The organism is Devosia aquimaris (genome assembly GCF_020169335.1).
Classification (GTDB): domain Bacteria; phylum Pseudomonadota; class Alphaproteobacteria; order Rhizobiales; family Devosiaceae; genus Devosia; species Devosia aquimaris.
On sequence record NZ_JAIEZN010000001.1, the window covers coordinates 1,605,665 to 1,624,638 of the forward strand.

Genomic DNA, 18,974 nt, shown 5'->3' on the forward strand with positions numbered 1-18,974 from the left:
TTGCTACCCACCTGCCAGTTCGAAGGCTACAGGGCAGTGATCACTGATCCGGTTCGGCAGAAGTAGTTCCAGATCGCTCGTTTCGATAGGAACGGTCGCTAGCCGCAACCCTGCGGCCAATTTTGCCACAATGACAAAGTCGATCGGCTGCGGCGACGGCCTCAGCCAGCATGGTGGTATGGCGATGAACTCCCTCGCCCACGGCACTTTGTCGTCGCGCCATTGCTTGAGACGTGGGTTAAGCAACTCTCTATTGAAATCGCCGATCACCAGCAACGCATCTACCAAACCAATCTTCTGCTCCACGCCAGCTCCGATCGCTTCGAACTGTGAGTTCATCAACCGGCAGTCCAACTGGACGCTAGCGAGGGTGTCATTGCAACCGCTTTTCATATGAGCGTGGACCAGCCCGATCTTTTGCTGCCCCCAGGCTAGTTGGACGTAAAGTATATCCCGGGTGAGATAATTTCCATCCACGGCCCCGTCCAGACGCCAGCTTTCGGTTTCGGCAACCTGAAGTGTTGCATTCTCCGCAATCGCAACGAAAGGTTGCACCAGTCTTTCTAGTTGAGGCGGAGCACTGACTATTTCGCGATACTCCTCGGTGGACAGCACCGAGTATAGAGGACCCACCGTCGATCGAACGGCTAGATCGTTTACCGCCTCTTGAAGCAGCAGCGCGTCGTACCCGTCAGCCAAAATCTGCCTTATCGCAAGGAGGTCGGCTTCAAGTCGCCTGGTACCAATTGCTCCACGATAGGAGTATCCAGATGCCGGAACGTAGTTCGACACGTTCCAAGACAGGAATTTGATGGTATCGGCCGAGGAAGCCGGGGGAGAGACGCTTCCGAGAATACAAAAGAAGGCAATGACCTGCTTGATGTATCTGGCCCCGATCACCACGCCACCCCATAGAGATTAGCCACTCTCATAAGGATTGAAGTTGCCATACCACCCGCACCTTGACAAATGCAATCAGCCTCTGTCTGGTTACTTCCAGACGAGCCTCACTTCCCTGCCCGCTCAAGCAGCCGCGTCAGGTTGGCCTCAATGCGCTGATCGGTGTTCTTTGACCTGAGCCCCAAGTTCCCTCCGATTTTGAGGAGAGTCCTTGGGTTGATGAAATGCCGCCGAAGTTTGGACCGCCCCGACGGCGTGTAAGTGTTAGCTTGACCGACGGCTGGACTTATTTTTGCCTGCCCTCACTGACAAGGTCTATCTTCCGACAAGCCCCGGCATGGCGCGTCTAGCGCCGTCCTCCGATATGAGGTCCTCGCCCCTCATCTCAACAATTCTTAAAAACACCGAAGCCGACAGCTCACTCGCAAACGTTTGAGCTTTGTCTTTCTTACTGCCATCTGCAAAATCAGCTATGCCCTTGATAGCGAAATACTGGGGCGGTCTACCCATGGACCTATAGGCAGCCGTATAGAGCGCGTAGATTTCCATCTCCAAGCCCACTGCTGTGGCGTGCCGAGCCTCGATCGATCTGCGGAGATCCTCGTCGGCTACAATTGATGAGCCTGATAAGACAAGGCCAGATCTAACGCGAGGTACGTCGCCAACATCACTACCTAGCGCCTTCTTGAGGGACCTAAACCGCGGTAGCTTTGCCTTGGACGACATTAGCTCGGCAAAACTATCGTCGTACCTCTCGATCATCTCGTCGATGACGGCACGGCTGCCAGGCGAACAGTTTCGGTTTTTTCCCCTGTCATCAAAAACAGACTTTCCATCATCGCGGCTATGTTTCCCGTCCTGCCAGCAGGCAGCCTCGGTGGCGACGATGCAATCCAAAAGATTGCATCCTTTTCCCTCGAAACCGGCGCACATGCCTAACATCGCCACAACTCTCGGACGCAAAAACTGGATCGCTTGAGCGGCGATAGCTGCTGTCCCAGCCAGCCCCATTTCACCTACACAAACAAGCGCAGTCTTAAAGGACCGGCCGGATTGGGTATGAATTGCACCGAAGTGGGAAGCCTCCCTCCAAACCGGGTGTCGCGACGACTTGGTTTCACCGAACAAGACATTTCGTATTGGCAAATACTCACTATCGTGCCTAGCAGTTAAAACCAGAAAATCGAAGTCAAAATTCGACATCTGAAAGGACAGGCTAGTATGAATTGCGGTCGCGATGAACCTAATTTTTGCGCCAATGAAGTTTGCCCAACCATCTTCATTCCAATTGAATACCGATAGTCCGAACAGATTTTCCTCAAAGAACAACTTTTCTTGCTCTGCCATATCCTCATATTCGGTAAGGCCGAATATATTGACGGGCGTACTTAAGGTTCCTGATGCAATTTTCTCGATGAGGATCCTCGACCAGCGTGGATGTGGCTCCCCGTTGCCGGCCGGGAGCATGATGTCCAAAACTACAAAATCAAACACCTGCTCTGAAAGCCTAGCGCAGGCCTCTTCGTAGTTTCCTGCTTCCACAAAAGCCAAGTTAAACGGAGCGGTTGTCTCTGCCAACCTCTCCATCACTCGACGCCTTTTGGCCTCGGAATCGTCAATTATCAAAACGCGAAAGTCGTTCCGCATCAAAAAAACCTGCTGGCCAAATCAGTTAAGACTGGCTGCCACTCGGTGCTAGACAGGTCCACCTCAACGACGCCCCGAAGGTTGTCGGTGAAAATTTCCTCAAGAGTAGTTGCCACCTCGTGGACGCTATGAAAGTCACCGAACTCAGTGTCAACAAATGAAGAATGTTGGGTCGCAATCAATACGGGAACGCCAATGCGCATTTCGTCCAGTTGTTGCAGTACCTTCACGCCAGCAAGTTGTGGCCGGTCTATTCCTTCCTTCATACCGCTGGCCCGCTGAAAAGACAGATCCAGGACCACCCCATCCCATCGTTCAGCCGTGAGGACCACCATGGCGACGGACACAGTGTTAACTAGAAGAATATACGCCAACTCCCCGAAGGCAGCCTTTAGGGCAAAAGTTATGGCGTTCGCCTTCTGAATGTTATCCTCAACTATGAGAACTCGCTTCATAAATCGCGCTTCCTCCCTTGTGCTTGAGTATCACTCCGACTTCAAGTCTTCGGGGGTTAGAAAGCAATCGCAAACGAATTTGGGGCTTTGAGCCTAGCGACTGCAGGCCGCGCGCGATAATTTTCTGAAGTCCAGACCCGGTGTCCTCAGCGGCCTTTTTTGGGCTAGCCTGATTTGCTGAACGGACCAGTTCAGGCAGCTCGTTCCTGATCTTTGCGGCTGTTGCAGTGCTTATAGTGTTCTGACAAATGACCCGCAATTCGTTACGGCCAACCTGCAGTTCAATCTGAATTTTAGTGGCCTTGCCCATGTTTGAATGCTTAAAGCCGTTCGAGATCAAATTCTTACACACAGAATCGAGAAATGCGTAGAATTTGCCAGAAACTTCGTACTCCGAGCTTGTCACGACCACCCCTTCGCCCGGAATGATTCTGGACGTTGTAGAGCTTATTAGGTTGGGGCGTTCGGGCCTATGGCTCAAGGCAACGAGCTTTACTAGATTCGAAAACTTGAAATGCTCAATTCGCTCGTCTGGGTCGGCGATAGCTATCCATCGAGCCGCTTCTCCAACAGCCGTAGCGAGCTGCATGCTTAGAGCTTCCGTGAATCTAGTATGACCCAGTTCATCATGGCCCCAACCTTCCCAGTCTTCCGAAGGAATGATGGCCGTTATCCGTATAAGATACTCTTGCACTGTACGTGCAAGTTCTTCTCTTGCCTTGCTGAGAAAATAATCCACCTCGGATTTAATTAACTTAACGGCTTTGTATATCGTTTCGTTAGCGTTCAAGACATTCTGCGGTTGCGCAAGGTCCGCATTAAGAAGACGGGTAACTACCGTCGACGAACGAACGAAGACTGTACTTTCAGGGTCAACGGCCAAGTGCCGAGTATTGTAGGCCTTGATTGCACTTGTCAGCTCGTCGTGCAAGCGGTTTAGCAGAGCCCCGACCTCCGTCGGCTGGCCATCCGCTGTGAGGGGGCGCAGCCGCGTTGGGGTGTACCCCTGAGCCCTGCCTGAACGACGGGACTCCGTAACCGCATCCTGAAATGCGGAGATGAAGTGATTTAAGAGTTGGTTGTGTTTCAGGCCATCACTGATCGCAGTCTTAACATTGTCGGGACCGTCCAACATTACAAAGGAGACGATCTGAGAAGCCAGCAGCGCTGACATTCTTGGGACGATCTGGTCTTCTTCGTTTGCGTTGAGGTCAACCAAGCGTTTTGCGAACTGTAACCTATCGCCAAAGTAAGAGGCTATTTGTTTGCCAGTATCTTCCCAACTGATACGGAGGGTACCCAGCATCTTGTGCCCACGCAAGAAAAGCACGCCTAGCGTAGCCTCTTCTTCACGAAGGATATAATTGGCCTCCTCGTCCTCCAACATCCCCAACTGGGCTAGTTCGGTTGCAAGGTCGGATCGCAACGCGCTAAGCTTAGCGTCATCCCGGAGTTCCGCTGATTGCAGCAGCGGCTGTATCCATTCAGGTTGATGGTTCAGGGCTACTGCCAAGACTGCAATTGTAGACGGTTTGAGCAAAGACGAAAGGTACATCGAGCGTGCAAAACCGGACAATCCTTCAGCACTTTTAGCTAGCGAAAAAATCTTTGGATTTGGAAATGAATCTACAAGCGAGAGCATTGAACTCTCGTAAGCGCCATCTCCTTTCCGAATTCGAACGGAGCGGTGTCTTCGCCCAACATTTGGATGTCCACAAAGCAAATTGACGAGCGCCATCTCTGGACTAACAATTCTGGGTTCTCTTCGAATTGCTATAGTTAACGATGTCCAGTCAAGAAACCAGCAGCTGTACGGGTCAGTGTTATACAGCTCAACAATCTGCTCAACGGTCCTAGAAAAATCATTCCTATCGATACTATAGGCGATTTCTCTTATCTTCAAGATGATCCGGTCGAGCGATTCCATGTCATCAGATTTGACGATACCCTCGCCAGACAACAAGTGTCCCAGAAACGGATCTTGGTTTCCCCGTTTTGCGAATAATTCGGTCGTGAACCTTTCGGCAACGTCGTCGTAGTTGCGGATCCGAGACCACCTCCTCAGCCACAACAACTTCGCCACCAAGGTCGCGACACCCCAAACTTCCGATAGAGCAACGTAAGTCGGGATGTCGAAGTGTTCTAGGTCCGCCTGTGCGTCACACAAGATGCACAGGAGAGTAGGTAAATCAGGCCCCATCACGCGAACGATATGCTTTCTCGCCGACAACAGAGACCTTCTCATGCCATCAATTCCGGCGCCGACAGTCGGTATGCCCAGTGTGTTGAGTAGCTTGAAGACGTCTTCCGTTGTTCCCAAATGGAGCTGCATTACAGATGCCACGCTTTCTGTAAGCTTATTCCGCAACTCAGAGACGGAAGGATTGGTAGGGGACAAAGTCTCCCAAATTATCGACCGTGCCGCAGGTGAAGCGTCTGTAATTGGTTGCGGGAGGGGTGAATCGAGATACGCGCCGCCCAGGCAGTAAGCAATAAGAGCCGACCTAAAGTCGCTGACTGGCAGCCCAATCAAAAAGTCTCTCTCTGACAATATGGAAGAAAAATTGAAGTCTTGGAGTACAGAATACGCTAGATCGTCTAGCACTCCATCGCTTGAAACGATTCTATTCCCCTTCGAGCGCTCGTGAGGTGTTGCGACACTTGCAAGCTCACGCAAGTAGATCCCTCGAAGTTCGAAACCTCTAACAATAATGCTGTCTGTCACCGGCTTCCCCATCAAGGAAAATTGCTTCACAAATTGGGTTTGGTCAAGGGCTGCCACCAGCCGGTCCCTTGTGAGGTTGGCGCGCTCATCCATTGGGCCGAAGACAGGAGAATAACGATAGCCATTACCCGAAGACACATAAATCCAAATTGGAACTTGGACAATACGATACTCACTCTGAGACATTACTTGCGTCAAGAAATCCAAAGCCGTCGATGAACTAGATGAAGTGTTGGCGCTTTCCTCAATCTCGCAGTCCCTGCCTTGTCACGCTGACGCAGCCAAGAAGCCACTATCTTTCGAATGCTGATGGCGTCGCCTAAACTTTGGATATGCAACAGGTTGATATAGAAAACGGCTGGGCAATATGTCGCTATGCGATGGTCGACGTCATCGACGAACCGTAACGTCTTGGGTCGAAGAGTAATTTAGGAAGTTGATTTCGCAAGTTTGGAAGCGCGGCGTAAGTGTCGTGCCGATCACATGTCGGTGGCATAGTTCCACGAAAGCAGTTCATTGATGCGACTCTGCTTGTGGTAGGCGACGATGGCTTGGAGGGTCGCGGCCAGCCAGGCATAGGGATTGACGGCGTTGAGCTTGCTGGTCTCGATCAACGAGGCGATGACGGCCTAGTTTTCGACCCCTGCATCATGGCCGGCGAAAAGTGCATTATTTCGGTTCAGCGCGATTGGCCGGATAGTCCGCTCGACGGCATTGTTGTCGAGCTCGATGCCGCCATCGGTGGGGAACAGCACTAACACCGGCCAGTATTTGGCGATGTAACTCAAGGCCTCCCCGAGCTGCGCTTTCGCGGAGACGCGGGCGCGATTAAGTTCAAGCCATTGTTTTATTCTTCCGGCCGCCGGTGCTAATCGCTGCTGGCGAGTGGCAAGGCGGGCATTCGGGCCGAGGCCTCGGATCTCGGCTTCGATGGCATAGAGCTCGCCGATGAGCCGCACACCCTCTTCTGCAGCCGGGGCAGTGCCTGCGCGGGTGATCTCAATCAGTTTGCGACGGGCATGGACCCAGCAATAGGCGAGCTGTATATCCGCTCCGACACGGCCGAGCGCAAGCGGCCGGTTATAGTCGGCATAGCCATCCACCTGCAGGATGCCGCTAAAGCCCTACAATATCCGTTCGGCATGAAGTCCACCTCGGCCGGGAGCAGATGTGAAGGCAACACCGGGTGGTGCGGTGCCACTCCAGGGCCGATCATCGCGGGCCAGAGCCTAGAAGTGTCCGGTCTTGGTCTTGCGGGCACCGGGATCGAGCACCGGGGCGCAGGTTTCATCCATGAACAGTTTCGATGACCGTTTGAAGTCAGCCATCAGGGCATCGTAGGCCGACGCAAATCGAAGGCGGCCCGACCAACCCAATCGGCACGGGCTGAGCGGTCCTGATCAACACCCTGACGGGTAAAAATCTGCGCCTGGCGATACAACGGCGGGTGATCGGCGTACTTGCTGACTTGTACATGGGCGACCATGGCCTCGGTTGGCATCCCGCCCGGGATCAACCGCCCGGGTGCCGGAGCCTGCACCACGCAGTCCGTGCAGGATCGGCAAGCATATTTGGAGCGACGGGTCACGATCACCCGGAACTGGGCCGGATCACATCGAGCCGCTCGGAGACCTCCTCGTCAATGTGGTGCAGGCCGCCGACACAGCCACAGACCAGGCTTTCGGGCTCAATGATCTCTTCGATCCGCGGCAGGTGCTTGGGGAGCGACCCACGATTGGCGCTGCGCGGTTTGGCCGGTCGCTTGGCGGCACGGTCCTAAGCATCTTCTTCGGCCTGGACCGCCGCGATGGCCGTTTCCAGATCCTCCAGCGCCAGCTCGAACTGGTCCGCATCGCTCTTTTCTGGTCGACGCCCGAACGCGGCGACCAGCTTTTCCAGTTGGGCAATCCGTTCATCCTTGCGCCGATCACGCACCTCTGCGGTGACGAGCATCGCCTTTGGGGCAGCAATATCGTCAGGAAGTTCGGCGGCATCGAGCATGACCAGATTCTACCAAGTCAGGCGCTGCCGATACCGCAAAAAACAAGCCTTGAGTCATCCCGCCGCAGCTATTCGACCGCTTCTGGGGCCCGCGCTTCCACCGACCGCCCCCCGCCGCCAGTCGAGCCTAGAGAACAGCGCCTCGAACTGTGCGTGGCTCAACGTCATCAAGCCGTCCTCCACCGCAGGCCAACTGAAGCTGTGCTCTTCAAGGCGCTTGTAGGCCAGGACCAGACCCGTGCCATCCCAGTAGAGCAACTTCAGCCGATCGCTCTTCCTGGCGCGGAACACAAAGATCGTGCCGGTGAACGGATCCTCGTGCAAACGTTCTTGACCAGCGCAGCCAGGCTGTCGTGGCCTTTCCGGAGGTCAACCGGCTTGGTGGCTACCATGATCCGCAGCCGGTTCGAGGTGAAGATCATGTGGTCGCCGTGAGTGCACGAAAGTCTAAAGCAATCCGTTGCGCGGAGGCGCCTGGCTTCAGCCGGATCACCACCGATCCCAGCACAATCTCCGGCCCGACCGCCGCCACCCGCTCCGCTGCCGTCACCTGCTCAATCATCGGAGCGACCATCAGCGTTGCCAACTCCACCGGATCCTATGGCGCCGCTAGCACCAACTTCCCGTTTCGGGCCATCGTCCGCCACGCCGAGACATGGTTCGCCTTTAGACCATACCGCCGCGCGACTTCGCCCACCGTGGTCCCAGGTCGCAGCGTCTCGGCAACAATCCGCGCCTTCTCATAGTCAGGCTGTTGCCGATTATGTCGCCGCCTGACGCCGCTTGTGAGAAGCTCCATTAGAGCGTCCATGGAGAAGCTCCCGCACTGTCATCAACCCGTGCGGAATCTCATGGCTGCAAAGCGGACGGAAGGTGGGCGCAGAACACCGACTACAGCGCAGCTCCCGAATAATCAACAAATCCGTGCAATGTGCGAAGTGAGACGATGGCACGCCGACTCGGATTGAACAACAGTCAGCCCCCCATTCGCGCCCCGCGGTGCGAAATCCTACTTAAAGTGCTTATTTAGGCCCTACAGCAACCGGATATGGATTGGGCTCGGCCTGTCGGCAACTAGCGTAAGCAAGATCTTTCTACTCTACGCCATATGCAGCAAGATCGCTTGCGGGCCAGTTTTTTTTGCCGCTGCGAGGGCACCCGTGAATGTCCCAGATGGGAGGCGGACTGGTCAGTCCCGGCAGAGTGCATTGGGGGCATAATAAAGCTCAAGGTCCCCTCAGAACTTGCAACCGCTTCCCTGACTGGTCAGCGTGGCGCGGCATCGTAGGCTGAGGAGCAATGTGGATTATCTAACATGCTTCGAGGGCCAGGCTGCGGCGCCCCCAACCCTGACTTCTCTCGTCTGCACAGGCGCTAAGCTCGCCGCTGAGCTAAACTGGCGCGTGCAGTTAGGCGCATCGCCGCCTACAGTAGCCCCCGCCCCTACTTCGGCCACCCGCGCCAGCAACGGCTCGATCCCGATAGAGGGAATCTTGCGCCTCCGGACAGGTTTTGCAGATCAGCGGGTTAGCTGGATTTGCGCAACCAACGTAACACTTATTGCAGCGCGACACGTAGCACAAGGAGCCACCGCCGATTAAGTCAGCGCAGCTCGACATTAACCATTACCAACAAGAGAGCGTGACATTCTGGGCAAGGCTGTCACGCTGAATGCCGAGTCCACATGGACCCATGGCCACCAGAAGGCGGCCGCCAAAGTGATTGGACCCACTTTGACGGCCTGACCAAGTGACCATCAACCTGCGTGAACAGGAGAAGCCACATGGCTGACCGTATGTACGGCTGCGACAAGATTCGCAGCAACCCTTCTCTTCCCCATCATTGCGACCATGGATCGACTGGATGGTCTGGCGCTTGTGCGATGCACCGCGCCTGGCCGGTATCGGCCCGCGCTTAGCCGCTCCATTCTCCGCACATCATCGCTGACTGATCTCCGGCCCACCGCCTGAGGCAGCGATGCTGCGGATCCAGTTTCCTTACGAGCCCTACTCTCCGCGTCTTGGACGCCACGGTTTGGCTCGTACTGATGATGGTCAACATGACGAAAATTGCAAAAAACCAAAAAATGCTGCCTGCGGGCAGCAAAGAGCGCGATGACGCTTCTGGTGCCGACGCCGCTCCGAAGCCCGTCTCCATGTTCAAGCCGCGTCCTCACGGCGACGAGGACTTCGACCCGCTCGACCTTGCCAACACGCTCACTGATTACGAGCAGGAAGACCTGCATCCCTCTGCTCTCGCCGACCAGGGCGACGACAAGTCCATAAACCCATGGCGGTGGTTTCACCCCGATGGCCTCACTCTTGAAGATGTCGAACGCCAGGATCGTGCGATCAGCACCGTCCAGATGGGCAAGCCCCGGACGGTGTTCCTGCCGACCGGACCGGTCACCTATCTGCGGCTCACCGACCCGCTGACCAAAGGCACCATCAGCGCCGGAGGTGGGGATGGGGCTGACCACCAGCAGAAGGTTCGGCTCAAGCTGGATGCAGATACACCGGTCAAGCTGATTGGACCGGCAACCGAGCACGCCATTGATGAGGTCATCAGTGCGCTCTTTGCCCGGGCACCGGCGTTCGGCGCCTTCCTTCAGGCCCTCCGTGACAGCTCTCATTTGGCCTTGATGCGCGGTGCCAACTATTTGCACTTCCGGCCATTGCTGGTCGTTTCGCCGCCGGGGCAGGGCAAGTCCACTATTGTTCGACTTGTCGCTGAAGCCACTGGGCTACCACTCATCGTCCTCGATGGTTCAACGATGATGACCACTGTGGATCTTGTGGGTGGGGACTCGGTCTTCAGGTCATCCCGGCCCAGCGCGATCGTCCAGGGATTGATCCAGCATGGGGTCGGTAATCCCATCGCGGTTTTCGATGAGATCGACAAGCTCTCCGACGTGAGCCGCGGTGCGCGGGAGAAGCCGGCGGAAGCCTTGCTTCCGTTCCTGGAGCCTGCGACTGCAGGACGGGTGCGTGAGCACTTCCTGCAGATCGACCTCGACCTGCGGTTCTTGAACTGGATCATGCTCGCGAACGATCTCGACAAGGTGCCCACGACCGTCAGGGACCGCTGCAAGGTCGTCCAGATCCCGGCTTTGACGCCCAAGGACCTGGCCGCGGTGGCCCAGGCCGAGGTTCGTCGCCGTCACCTCGAGCCTGAACTGATCGCTGAACTCACCCGCGCGTGCGCCAAGGGCCAGATCAAAAGCCTTCGCAAGCTCAACAGGGCACTCGACGCAGCAGAGGCAACTCTCCGCCGTCCGCGTCTCCACTGAACCCCATTTCTTCAAAGAATCAAGAAATCGAAAGGCTTTGCCCTATGACTAGCTTCCAGAACACGCCAAACCTTCCCTCGGTCGCCCAAAAAGGCAGTGCCGTTCCACCCCGCAGCAGCTCGGTGCCCGCTATCGTCGGGAACCGCAAGACCCGTCGCGCCATCAAGAAGGTCCTCGATGCGCGTGGTGTTGAGCCGTTGATCATGCCCGTCGATGCTTTGCTGGACGGGATGACCGCAGTCGACCTCACGGCCGTAAGGCGCGCCATTGCCCATGAGCGCGGCGAGGGCAACGTCCTGTTCCGTTGTGCCCAGTGCAACAGCCCGGTCTATCTCGCCGTCAGCCACACGGCCTCAACTGGAGACGGTCGCGGTGCTTACTTCAAGCACTATGGTGGCACGCCGGCGGAGTGCGACTGGCGCACGCCTGACGTCATGCGCGATACCGGTGCTGGGCAGTTTGGTGGCAACCAGGAAGGTGAGCCGCATTGGCGGCTCAAGCACTGCCTTGCCGACAGCATCCGCTGCGACCCAGACTTTTCTGAGCCGGTCGTCGACAAGCACTTCATCAATATTGGTGACGGGCACCGCAAGCCGGATGTTTTCACCACGTACAAGGGCAAGCCCATTGCCCTAGAGCTGCAGCTTGCCCGCATGCCGCTCATCACGATCACAGATCGCACCGCTGCATACCGGGCCGCCGGGATCGCCCTGGTCTGGGTGACCAGCGCACACGAGCTTAGCTTGCTCAACAACCAGAACTTCCGCGACCTGTACCTGGCCGCTGGCGGCCGCATCCTTGCTGTCGATGCGGCAAGCTATGAGCGCTCGGAGGAAACAAGCGTCCTGCATCTGCGCGAGCTATCGCTTGAGCCCTGCATCCAGCACCCGTTTGCGGTGTACAATCGCTGGCGCAGCCGCATGGTCGCACCGGATGTCATCTTCATGCCGGAGGGGCAGCGTCATGCCGAGGGCCAGCGTGCTTATGCTGCGGCGCTGGCCGAGAAGCTCCAGGCCAAGGCGCCTGCACTGACGGAGAAGATCGCCAGCGCCGTTCCGTCAGGGGCAGACCTCAACCTCGTTGCAGCGGAATGGAGTGCGCTGGCCAAACTGGTCGGAGCGCGCGATCTGCGGCAGTCCATCCAGGACGAGCTGCCGCGCGTATTGCGCTGGCTGCAAGCGGTCGAGCGGCTCAACAATGCCTCCGTCGAGGACAAGGAAGTGGCTGGCAAGATGGTGGCAGCGTGTGCTGCGGCTATTGTTGCTTCCCGTACCGGTAAGCACTGGATCCCGCTCATCGAGCATGTTGCCGACGCCGTGCCAGCTGTGGCTGCGGTGCTCACTCCCGAGCTTCGCATTAAGATGGTAAGGCTTAAGACCTCGGCCGGAAAGCTGCACCCGTTCCACGCCTACCATCGTCACATGATCTCGGCCCTGCACCCCTGGCTGTCGTTCTGGCTCCTGGCCAAGGCGCCCAATGGCATGGCACCGCATCAGCGCCAGCCCTAGGCTCCTCCCCTAATCCATACACAGCAAGTGTTCTGCTTCTGGCTCATCCGAGAGCCAGAAGCAGATCGTGTCGTTTACTCCGCTCACCCGAAGTGGGCTCGGGGTAAACGCCCCGAGACGGCCGGCAGGCCGGCCTTCTCAATGACGGAAGGGATCGGAGATCCCTTCAAAGATGCCGTTCCGGCAGCCAATAACCAAAAGAAAGAAGATCCGAGCCAGAGGTTGACGCCGGAGAGGTCCGCCTACACTCCCCTACCCAGCTTCCATCGAAGCTGGGGCAAGCGCCGCAGGCGCAAGCGGACAAATCCGGAGTCAAGTCGGCCTCCGGGCCCCATCCTCAAAATGTGCGCGACAGCGCAAGCGGGGCTACATCATCTTTCTGGTCCAGCATTAGCGGACCAGATCGAGCCAAGCGACATTATGAGGAAGGGAGAGGCAGACGACCTTGGCGAAGCGCACAAACAAGAAATCCAAGGTCTCGATTGGGGCCGGAAGCGGTCCGTCAGTCTTTTTTGTCGGATTATCGATAGCAGACATTAGCTTATCAGCTCGGGCGCCGACGCGTGGCCCGAGCGTGACTATCATCGAGCCACCTGCTTTCGTGGGACATTTGGGCATCCAATTTCGCGCTATTGTGGTAACTTTGCATCACAAAATCGCGACGAGGCCGAACCAGAGAACTTGCCCCTTCTCATGCGCCTTAGCGTCGCAAGTCTCGATTAGCCAATTGGCGACCAGACCGCATCGGGCATCAGTGCGGGTACGTGCGCTAGTCGATCACGCTTGCTACTGCATGACCTCAACCGAAGTGATCTGGAGTTCGGTCGCCTTCGCTCCTCCCTCGACGAGTGGAACCAGAGACAGCACGAGCTTGTCCTGCGAGTGAGCTGCACTAGCGGCCGCCGGCACCTGGATTACAAACTGCCGCTCCTCACCCACTATCGGGGGCGGGAAGAAGCTCATGATCGCCAATGCCTGCTCTGGGGCTGCTTCACAAGTGGCTTCTGGACAGGCTTGCATTACAAAGTTGCTTGAGCCCACGGCAAGAGGTTTGATGGTAACCAGCAGCGAGTAGGCAGCCTCGGGTACATTTTGTGGCAGGTTCACAGCGACCGAGGTGTCCGCACTGACCACGCTCTCTTCAGGAAGGGAAAGCGTCTGGATTTGCTCCATAGACACCCCCCTCTGAGCAGAGCAGCCGACCGCGACGGCAACGAATAAAATTCGGAACATAGGTCATACTCCTTCTTACCTAATGTAGGAAGAAGGTGGCTGAATTACAGTTCAGGTGCTCAGCAATTCAACACTGTTGAACGTGAAGCTTGCCTCGGGCGAACCGGTTTCACTAATCGCCGGCATCAACTGCACTTCGATAGCGGAGGGGTCCAACCGACCGTTCGCTGCCTGGTCCCTCAGTGGCTCAGTGATGTCGACCACAAAGTCACTACCTTCACCGCCGTGGTGCCCCAAATGCGCGCTCCCGCCAACCGCAAAGAACGCGAAAGCACCGGCATAGTTGCGATCCGTGTAGTCGATTACGGGGCTGAGATACGGACAGTTAACGAAAACCTTCGCGATCATCCCGTTTGCAGCGCTGGTCGGCCGCACATCACGGAACCGAGCTAGGATGCGGCGTTGTCCGACACCCACTCGCTGAGTGCTAAAAATTTCGGCGGGTCTAAAGAATCGTTGCTCGAACAACTCGTCCAGGATGCCAGCACTCCGGACCTCTACCGACGTCTCGACGTTTGGTAGCACCGCTTCCGCCGGCGCCTCGCCCACTCCAATCGGACGAATTTCCTGCCTCAACAGGTTGTTGAGCGCCTCGTCCGTGGGTTCGTTTAGGAACGGCGACAGGATGTCCGGCAATTGGATACTGTCGTAGCTGTAATCGAGGTTCGCGAGCGGGACATACTGATCAGCTGAGAAGTCGGCTGAGTTCCCTGCGCCATCGACGAACTGCCCGACGTAGTTCTCGCCTATGGCTGGTTGAACATTGCCCGCGGCCTGCCACTCGGCCCAGATGCGATCCACATTGCAGTGGTGCAGCCAAAAGCACGGGTCCAACGGCGAAAGTAAGGACCCCATGTGCCCGCCAGTCGCACCAACCACGCCGTGGACGGTATTGTGCTGATTGCCCTCAAGTTGCCGCCAAAACAGAGTGAAATCCGTCTGCGTTTTTAGTAGATCGATTTGCCTCTGGAAGAAGATGCTGCCAACCGCCGGATGGTCATGAAGACCGAAGGTTGGCGTGAGGGCGCTTGTTGCCGACGTGCCGACCTGGGAACCATCATCACCCCAGAACCCCACGTCCAAATTAGTGCCGCCAAAGAATGCGCCTGGCAGCCGGCCGGAGTTATTGGCCCAGTTCCAGTACGGCAGAGCGAAGTCAGGATTGCCGATCAGATCTGCGCAAATCGCCTCAAAGTTCAGGAGGTAGACGCGGTGCCACGGCGCAAAGCCCTGTGACCTATGCGGGCAGTGGTCGAGATGGATCATGGCCTGGGAGAACCATGATCTTGGATCCGACTGCGGCAAGTCGTGCATGGCCTTCACTGCTTCGGCATACTGAGTGAAGAATGGATCAGAAGTCGACAGGCTCGTCACATCACGCCTAATGCGCGTTACCTGTGCCCTCGCAGGCGACGTCTGAATAAACGGCGCTGCCAGGACTGCGGCTCCTGACAACAACACTGACCTTCTGTCCATTATCACCGCACTCCTTATTTTTCGTGGACTTCAGAATGTGACTACGAATAATATTCGTCAACTACAATATCATCTTCAAGCTTTGAGGGTGAGAACTGAACCTCGAATTTGACAAGGGAGAGCCAAACGTGACCGGTCGATTTATTGCATTGATTTTACTAGCAATTGCTGCGCCAAGTGCCGCTTTGGCGCAGCCAGCCAGTGTTTCAGTAACACTGCCCGACACTTCAGGTGCGTTTGAAGGATCATGGACTTATCGAAGTTTCATCAATGACCCAAATGCTTCTGTCGAACCGAACAACCTGCTTTTTGGCATTGCTCAGGTCGTCATCGACGAAGATGACACCGGGAGGATAACGGGCACACTTGGCGGATCAGGTTGGTCGCTCACCATCTCCGGGCAGGCCGAGTACGGCCAGGACGCGGTCACTGCGAAGTTCCAGGGCACCGGGATGATTGGCGGCGAGATGTGGGCGTATGACTATTTCGCCTATCTGTCGCCGACTTGGGACAATTCTATCGATCAGGTCCCGGCGCTGATCGGCGCGGTGGTGCGAACGGCGCCTCACGGAGGCGCACCCGCAGGCTTCGCGGCGCAGTTCATCGCAGTTAAATCACCGTAGTTACATGAACTTTGGGAGCGAAACGGCTCTGGCTCATGAAGTGCCTCGAAGCGACCGGCACGGGAAGGGGTGCGAATTTTCGGCACGTGGAAGCCAAGGCCCAATATCTCATACTCCTCGACCTTAAATCCGAGACCTTGAGCGGGGAAGTGGTGTTCAACGGGCCGGAGCACATCGCCCTGATGCATATGTCGGATGCTTGAAAAGGGCAGCGGTCGGTGGCCAAATCAATGATCAGGTTGCTTGATGCGCTGGTCACAGATGCCGATGGCCTACCGCGTGTCGATTGATTAGAAGCAGGCTGACCAACACCGCCCCCATTGTCGTTATCGTATCGACTTGATCGGGCCGTCCGGTTTTATGAAGCTGCAAATGCCCTCATGACGATCCGAATGGGGCGCATGGCCGAAATTTACTGATGTCGAACGCGGGGCCCGCAGCACGTAATTGCTGCTGTGCGATCGCTAGTAAATGATTTCGTGCAAGAAGCACTCGCACAGATGACGGCGTCGCCGCTGCCGATTGCACAGCGGCCCACCGCTGTCGATTTTATTGCTTGGTTCGAGCTTAGATGCAGCGGCTCTGAAGGCCGCAGTTATGCATGCCTAGCCGCGCTACAATACGGAATGGTGGTAGTTTCTAGTGGTTTAGAATGACTATTGACGTGTACTTCGTGCCCGCTCATGTTGACGATGATCGAGACAATCCTGCCAAACTGGCGCCAACAACCGTATGCCACCAAGGGATATTGCGGACTATGGACATCCGTTTTCGCAGCGACGAATTTCGCGCCCCCTTCAGCGTACCGGGCTGGGTAACCTGGGTGCATCGTGGGACGATGTCCTCTGGGCTGCGGCAACCATTGGCAGACCGAGCACCTATCATGTCCTGCAGCATGGTCAGGCGTCCCTTCACGAAGCCATGTTCCGGTTGTCGCTAGTACGCATGGCCCTTTACGAAGACGGAGACGGCAATATTGCGAAGACTTCTGCTTTCGCCGCCCTCGATCCTACCGAAAATGGAATGGTGAGTTACTTCCTCGGCATGACGTTCACCAAGCTGTTTGCCTCACGTTACCTTCATACGCCCTGGTTGCTGCACCTTGACGTTTTCAAGGACACTCTTAATCCATCCATCCTTGGACGCTCTCGGCCCGATCTCATAGGCCAGTCCGCAGCGGGTGAGTGGTTTGCCTTCGAGAGTAAGGGCGGTTCGGCTCGGCCTTCGGCAACCGACCGGGCCAACGCGAAGGCACAGGCGCAAAGGCTTGTCGCCATAGGCGCCGTGGCCACCCCGCTCCACGTCGGCTCTTTCGCCTTTTTCAGGAATAGTATTTGAGTATTACTGGCGTGATCCGTGCCCGACAGCGAAGACCCTCTTCGGCTGCCGGCACCCGGCAGAAGGTGGCGTCACTACTACGAGTGCGCACTCGCTTTGGCCGAAAGCACCAAGGAGGGCGGGTGGGAAACGGCCACCCGAGAACGGGCGGACATCGAGGTGCAGCTCCATCCGAAAATCCGCCACTTCTTGCTGCAGGGCCTCGTCGAAGAGGCGAGGCTCTTCGCCATCAACAACAGAGACCAGCCTGAGGAGGTGGGCTACAAGCGCGACTGCGTCAGGGTTTCCTCAGAGACGACTGGCGTAAGTTGAGGATCGAAGGCTAGCCGGATTTTCGGTATGGCAACTATCCACCCCAGGCAGGTCGTTCATTGGGCAAATGGCGATGTCCGCTGTTGGGGGCGGCCCGAGGCACATCGAAAGACCGGAATGGGGCGCGTTGCTGCCTCTCGGCACCGTCCACCAACCGGCTCGCGCCAATGTTCGTACAGGCTTGCACAACCAAATGACCAGCCGCACCTTTTGTAGGGCGGCCTTCTCGTCAAATCTCACAAGCTCTAGCCAGTCCTCAACGAAATGCGGCCACTTCAGGCGCCTCTTGCTTCTGCTCGGGTTCTCGCGGAACATATGTGCTACTGGCCACGCTCAGCGTCAGAGCCAGCCCCGGGTTTGCTTCGCGGGCGTGGCGCGTGAAGCATTCGAAGGAATGGTCGAGATTACCAATGGCAATCAACGCCCATCGGGCAATCTTGACGGTCGCTGTCCGGTACCTCGACGCAGCACGGGTACTGCACAAGAGCTCGACTACGGCAGATGATTTTTGGCAGCCGCTGAACCACCTGTTCGCAATGGCGGCAGAGCTGGCGCTCAAATCCTTCCTTGAGCGGGTCGGCACTAGCGAAAAAGAGCTCAAAGAGCCACGCGTTCGGCACTCATTGAAGGAGCTCCTCCTGATGGCGGTCAGCAAAGGGCTCAGGGCAAGCCACGAGGTTGCAGACGTGATCCTGGAGATGGATGCTGCGCACGCGACACACGCCTTTCGCTACGTCCCACGACCAAGTGAAGGTCAGACTATAATGCTCTATACGGCCCGTCCGGCAAACGCCTATGCGGCGATCCAGAGGCTACTGGACCAGTGCGCAGCTGATCCGGCGTCGATCAGAGAACTGACAATGTTCCCAGGTGAATGGCCACCTGCGCACTTGCCCGAGCGGCCTATCACTGGTGACCAGCTGCGAGAGTGGAGCGCAGAGAAAGAACGGCTCCGGCAAACCGAAATCTCCTTCCAGAGCTCGGAACCGCCTGAACCGGACTGGTTCTTTACCCTGAGGGAAGCGTTCTTTGTGACCGGATTTGTGCGTGACCAGGACGACAAGCTTGTGCAGTCCGCCGATCCCAGGGAAATGGAATCCGAGGAGCAGGCGTTGGATTTGGCGCGAGCAATGGTGCGCAGCGACTACGCCGGTGTGGTTGCCTGGAAGCACATTGGCGTACCTCCCGGCAGCATGAACGGCCCAAGGGAAATCCTCTATCGTTTCGGCGAAGTCCCCGGTTACGAGTAGCCCCCTGCCCGCCAGTCCGATACGCCCCGATCACTTCCGCATCCAAAAAATCTTGGCTTCCGCGAGAGGAGCCGGAGGCGACTTCACCGCCCTGCGCGACAGCGCGAGGGGCGGTCTCGGGGCTAAAGACCACCTTGGTGACACGAGCAAACCCGGGCACATCATCGCTGACCTGACCCACTGGGCGTTGAAGCAGAGCGGCCCCCGTCAGGGGGTC

The 18,974-nt window shown here is 56.8% G+C and carries 15 protein-coding genes and 1 pseudogene; 6 read left to right on the forward strand and 10 right to left on the reverse strand.

Annotated features, from left to right (window positions below):
* Positions 1-3: 3 nt before the first annotated feature.
* The 8 genes and pseudogenes from K1177_RS07745 to K1177_RS07780 form a co-directional block, all read right to left on the reverse strand.
* A complete protein-coding gene (locus K1177_RS07745) occupies positions 4-900 on the reverse strand; it encodes a hypothetical protein (RefSeq protein WP_224702707.1) in 897 nt (298 codons plus the stop codon).
* A 315-nt stretch (positions 901-1,215) separates the two neighbouring features.
* A complete protein-coding gene (locus tag K1177_RS07750; RefSeq protein ID WP_224702708.1) occupies positions 1,216-2,547 on the reverse strand; it encodes a response regulator in 1,332 nt (443 codons plus the stop codon).
* Positions 2,547-3,002 (reverse strand): hypothetical protein, encoded by a 456-nt coding sequence (locus K1177_RS07755; protein ID WP_224702709.1) that lies wholly within the window; start codon positions 3,000-3,002, stop codon positions 2,547-2,549. Before K1177_RS07755 ends, K1177_RS07750 begins: the two co-directional genes overlap by 1 nt.
* Complete coding sequence (locus tag K1177_RS07760; RefSeq protein ID WP_224702710.1) at positions 2,980-5,913, reverse strand: hypothetical protein; 2,934 nt, start codon at positions 5,911-5,913, stop codon at positions 2,980-2,982. The genes K1177_RS07755 and K1177_RS07760 overlap by 23 nt, the downstream gene beginning before the upstream one ends.
* A 293-nt stretch (positions 5,914-6,206) precedes the next feature.
* Positions 6,207-7,728, reverse strand: a pseudogene (tnpC, locus tag K1177_RS07765) (IS66 family transposase).
* A 54-nt stretch (positions 7,729-7,782) separates the two neighbouring features.
* Entirely contained in the window at positions 7,783-8,052 is a 270-nt protein-coding gene (gene tnpB / locus K1177_RS07770; protein ID WP_224702711.1) for an IS66 family insertion sequence element accessory protein TnpB, read from the reverse strand.
* Positions 8,053-8,146: 94 nt separating this feature from the next.
* Complete coding sequence (locus K1177_RS07775; RefSeq protein WP_224702712.1) at positions 8,147-8,314, reverse strand: hypothetical protein; 168 nt, start codon at positions 8,312-8,314, stop codon at positions 8,147-8,149.
* A 12-nt stretch (positions 8,315-8,326) separates the two neighbouring features.
* The gene (locus K1177_RS07780; RefSeq protein WP_396119703.1) at positions 8,327-8,539 is read right to left on the reverse strand and encodes a transposase; all 213 of its coding nucleotides are present in this window, start codon (positions 8,537-8,539) and stop codon (positions 8,327-8,329) included.
* Between the two features lie 1,236 nt (positions 8,540-9,775).
* On the opposite strand from K1177_RS07780, the gene K1177_RS07785 reads away from it, so the two are divergent.
* Together K1177_RS07785 and K1177_RS07790 are read left to right on the forward strand one after the other, a co-directional pair.
* Complete coding sequence (locus K1177_RS07785) at positions 9,776-11,017, forward strand: AAA family ATPase (protein WP_224702713.1); 1,242 nt, start codon at positions 9,776-9,778, stop codon at positions 11,015-11,017.
* A 44-nt stretch (positions 11,018-11,061) separates the two neighbouring features.
* Positions 11,062-12,525 (forward strand): competence protein CoiA family protein, encoded by a 1,464-nt coding sequence (locus K1177_RS07790; protein WP_224702714.1) that lies wholly within the window; start codon positions 11,062-11,064, stop codon positions 12,523-12,525.
* A 786-nt stretch (positions 12,526-13,311) separates the two neighbouring features.
* Here K1177_RS07790 and K1177_RS07795 read toward each other — a convergent pair.
* On the reverse strand, positions 13,312-13,698 hold the full coding sequence (locus tag K1177_RS07795; protein ID WP_224702715.1) for a hypothetical protein: 387 nt from the start codon (positions 13,696-13,698) through the stop codon (positions 13,312-13,314).
* Positions 13,699-13,809: 111 nt separating this feature from the next.
* A complete protein-coding gene (locus K1177_RS07800; RefSeq protein ID WP_224702716.1) occupies positions 13,810-15,072 on the reverse strand; it encodes a tyrosinase family protein in 1,263 nt (420 codons plus the stop codon).
* Between the two features lie 290 nt (positions 15,073-15,362).
* Between K1177_RS07800 and K1177_RS07805 the strand changes: the two genes are divergently transcribed.
* The 4 genes from K1177_RS07805 (at position 15,363) to K1177_RS07820 (ending at position 18,757) form a co-directional block, all read left to right on the forward strand.
* Entirely contained in the window at positions 15,363-15,857 is a 495-nt protein-coding gene (locus K1177_RS07805) for a hypothetical protein (protein ID WP_224702717.1), read from the forward strand.
* A 945-nt stretch (positions 15,858-16,802) separates the two neighbouring features.
* Complete coding sequence (locus K1177_RS07810) at positions 16,803-17,195, forward strand: hypothetical protein (protein ID WP_224702718.1); 393 nt, start codon at positions 16,803-16,805, stop codon at positions 17,193-17,195.
* Positions 17,196-17,213: 18 nt separating this feature from the next.
* Complete coding sequence (locus tag K1177_RS07815) at positions 17,214-17,507, forward strand: hypothetical protein (RefSeq protein WP_224702719.1); 294 nt, start codon at positions 17,214-17,216, stop codon at positions 17,505-17,507.
* A gap of 410 nt (positions 17,508-17,917) precedes the next feature.
* A complete protein-coding gene (locus K1177_RS07820) occupies positions 17,918-18,757 on the forward strand; it encodes a hypothetical protein (protein ID WP_224702720.1) in 840 nt (279 codons plus the stop codon).
* Positions 18,758-18,974: the final 217 nt, after the last annotated feature.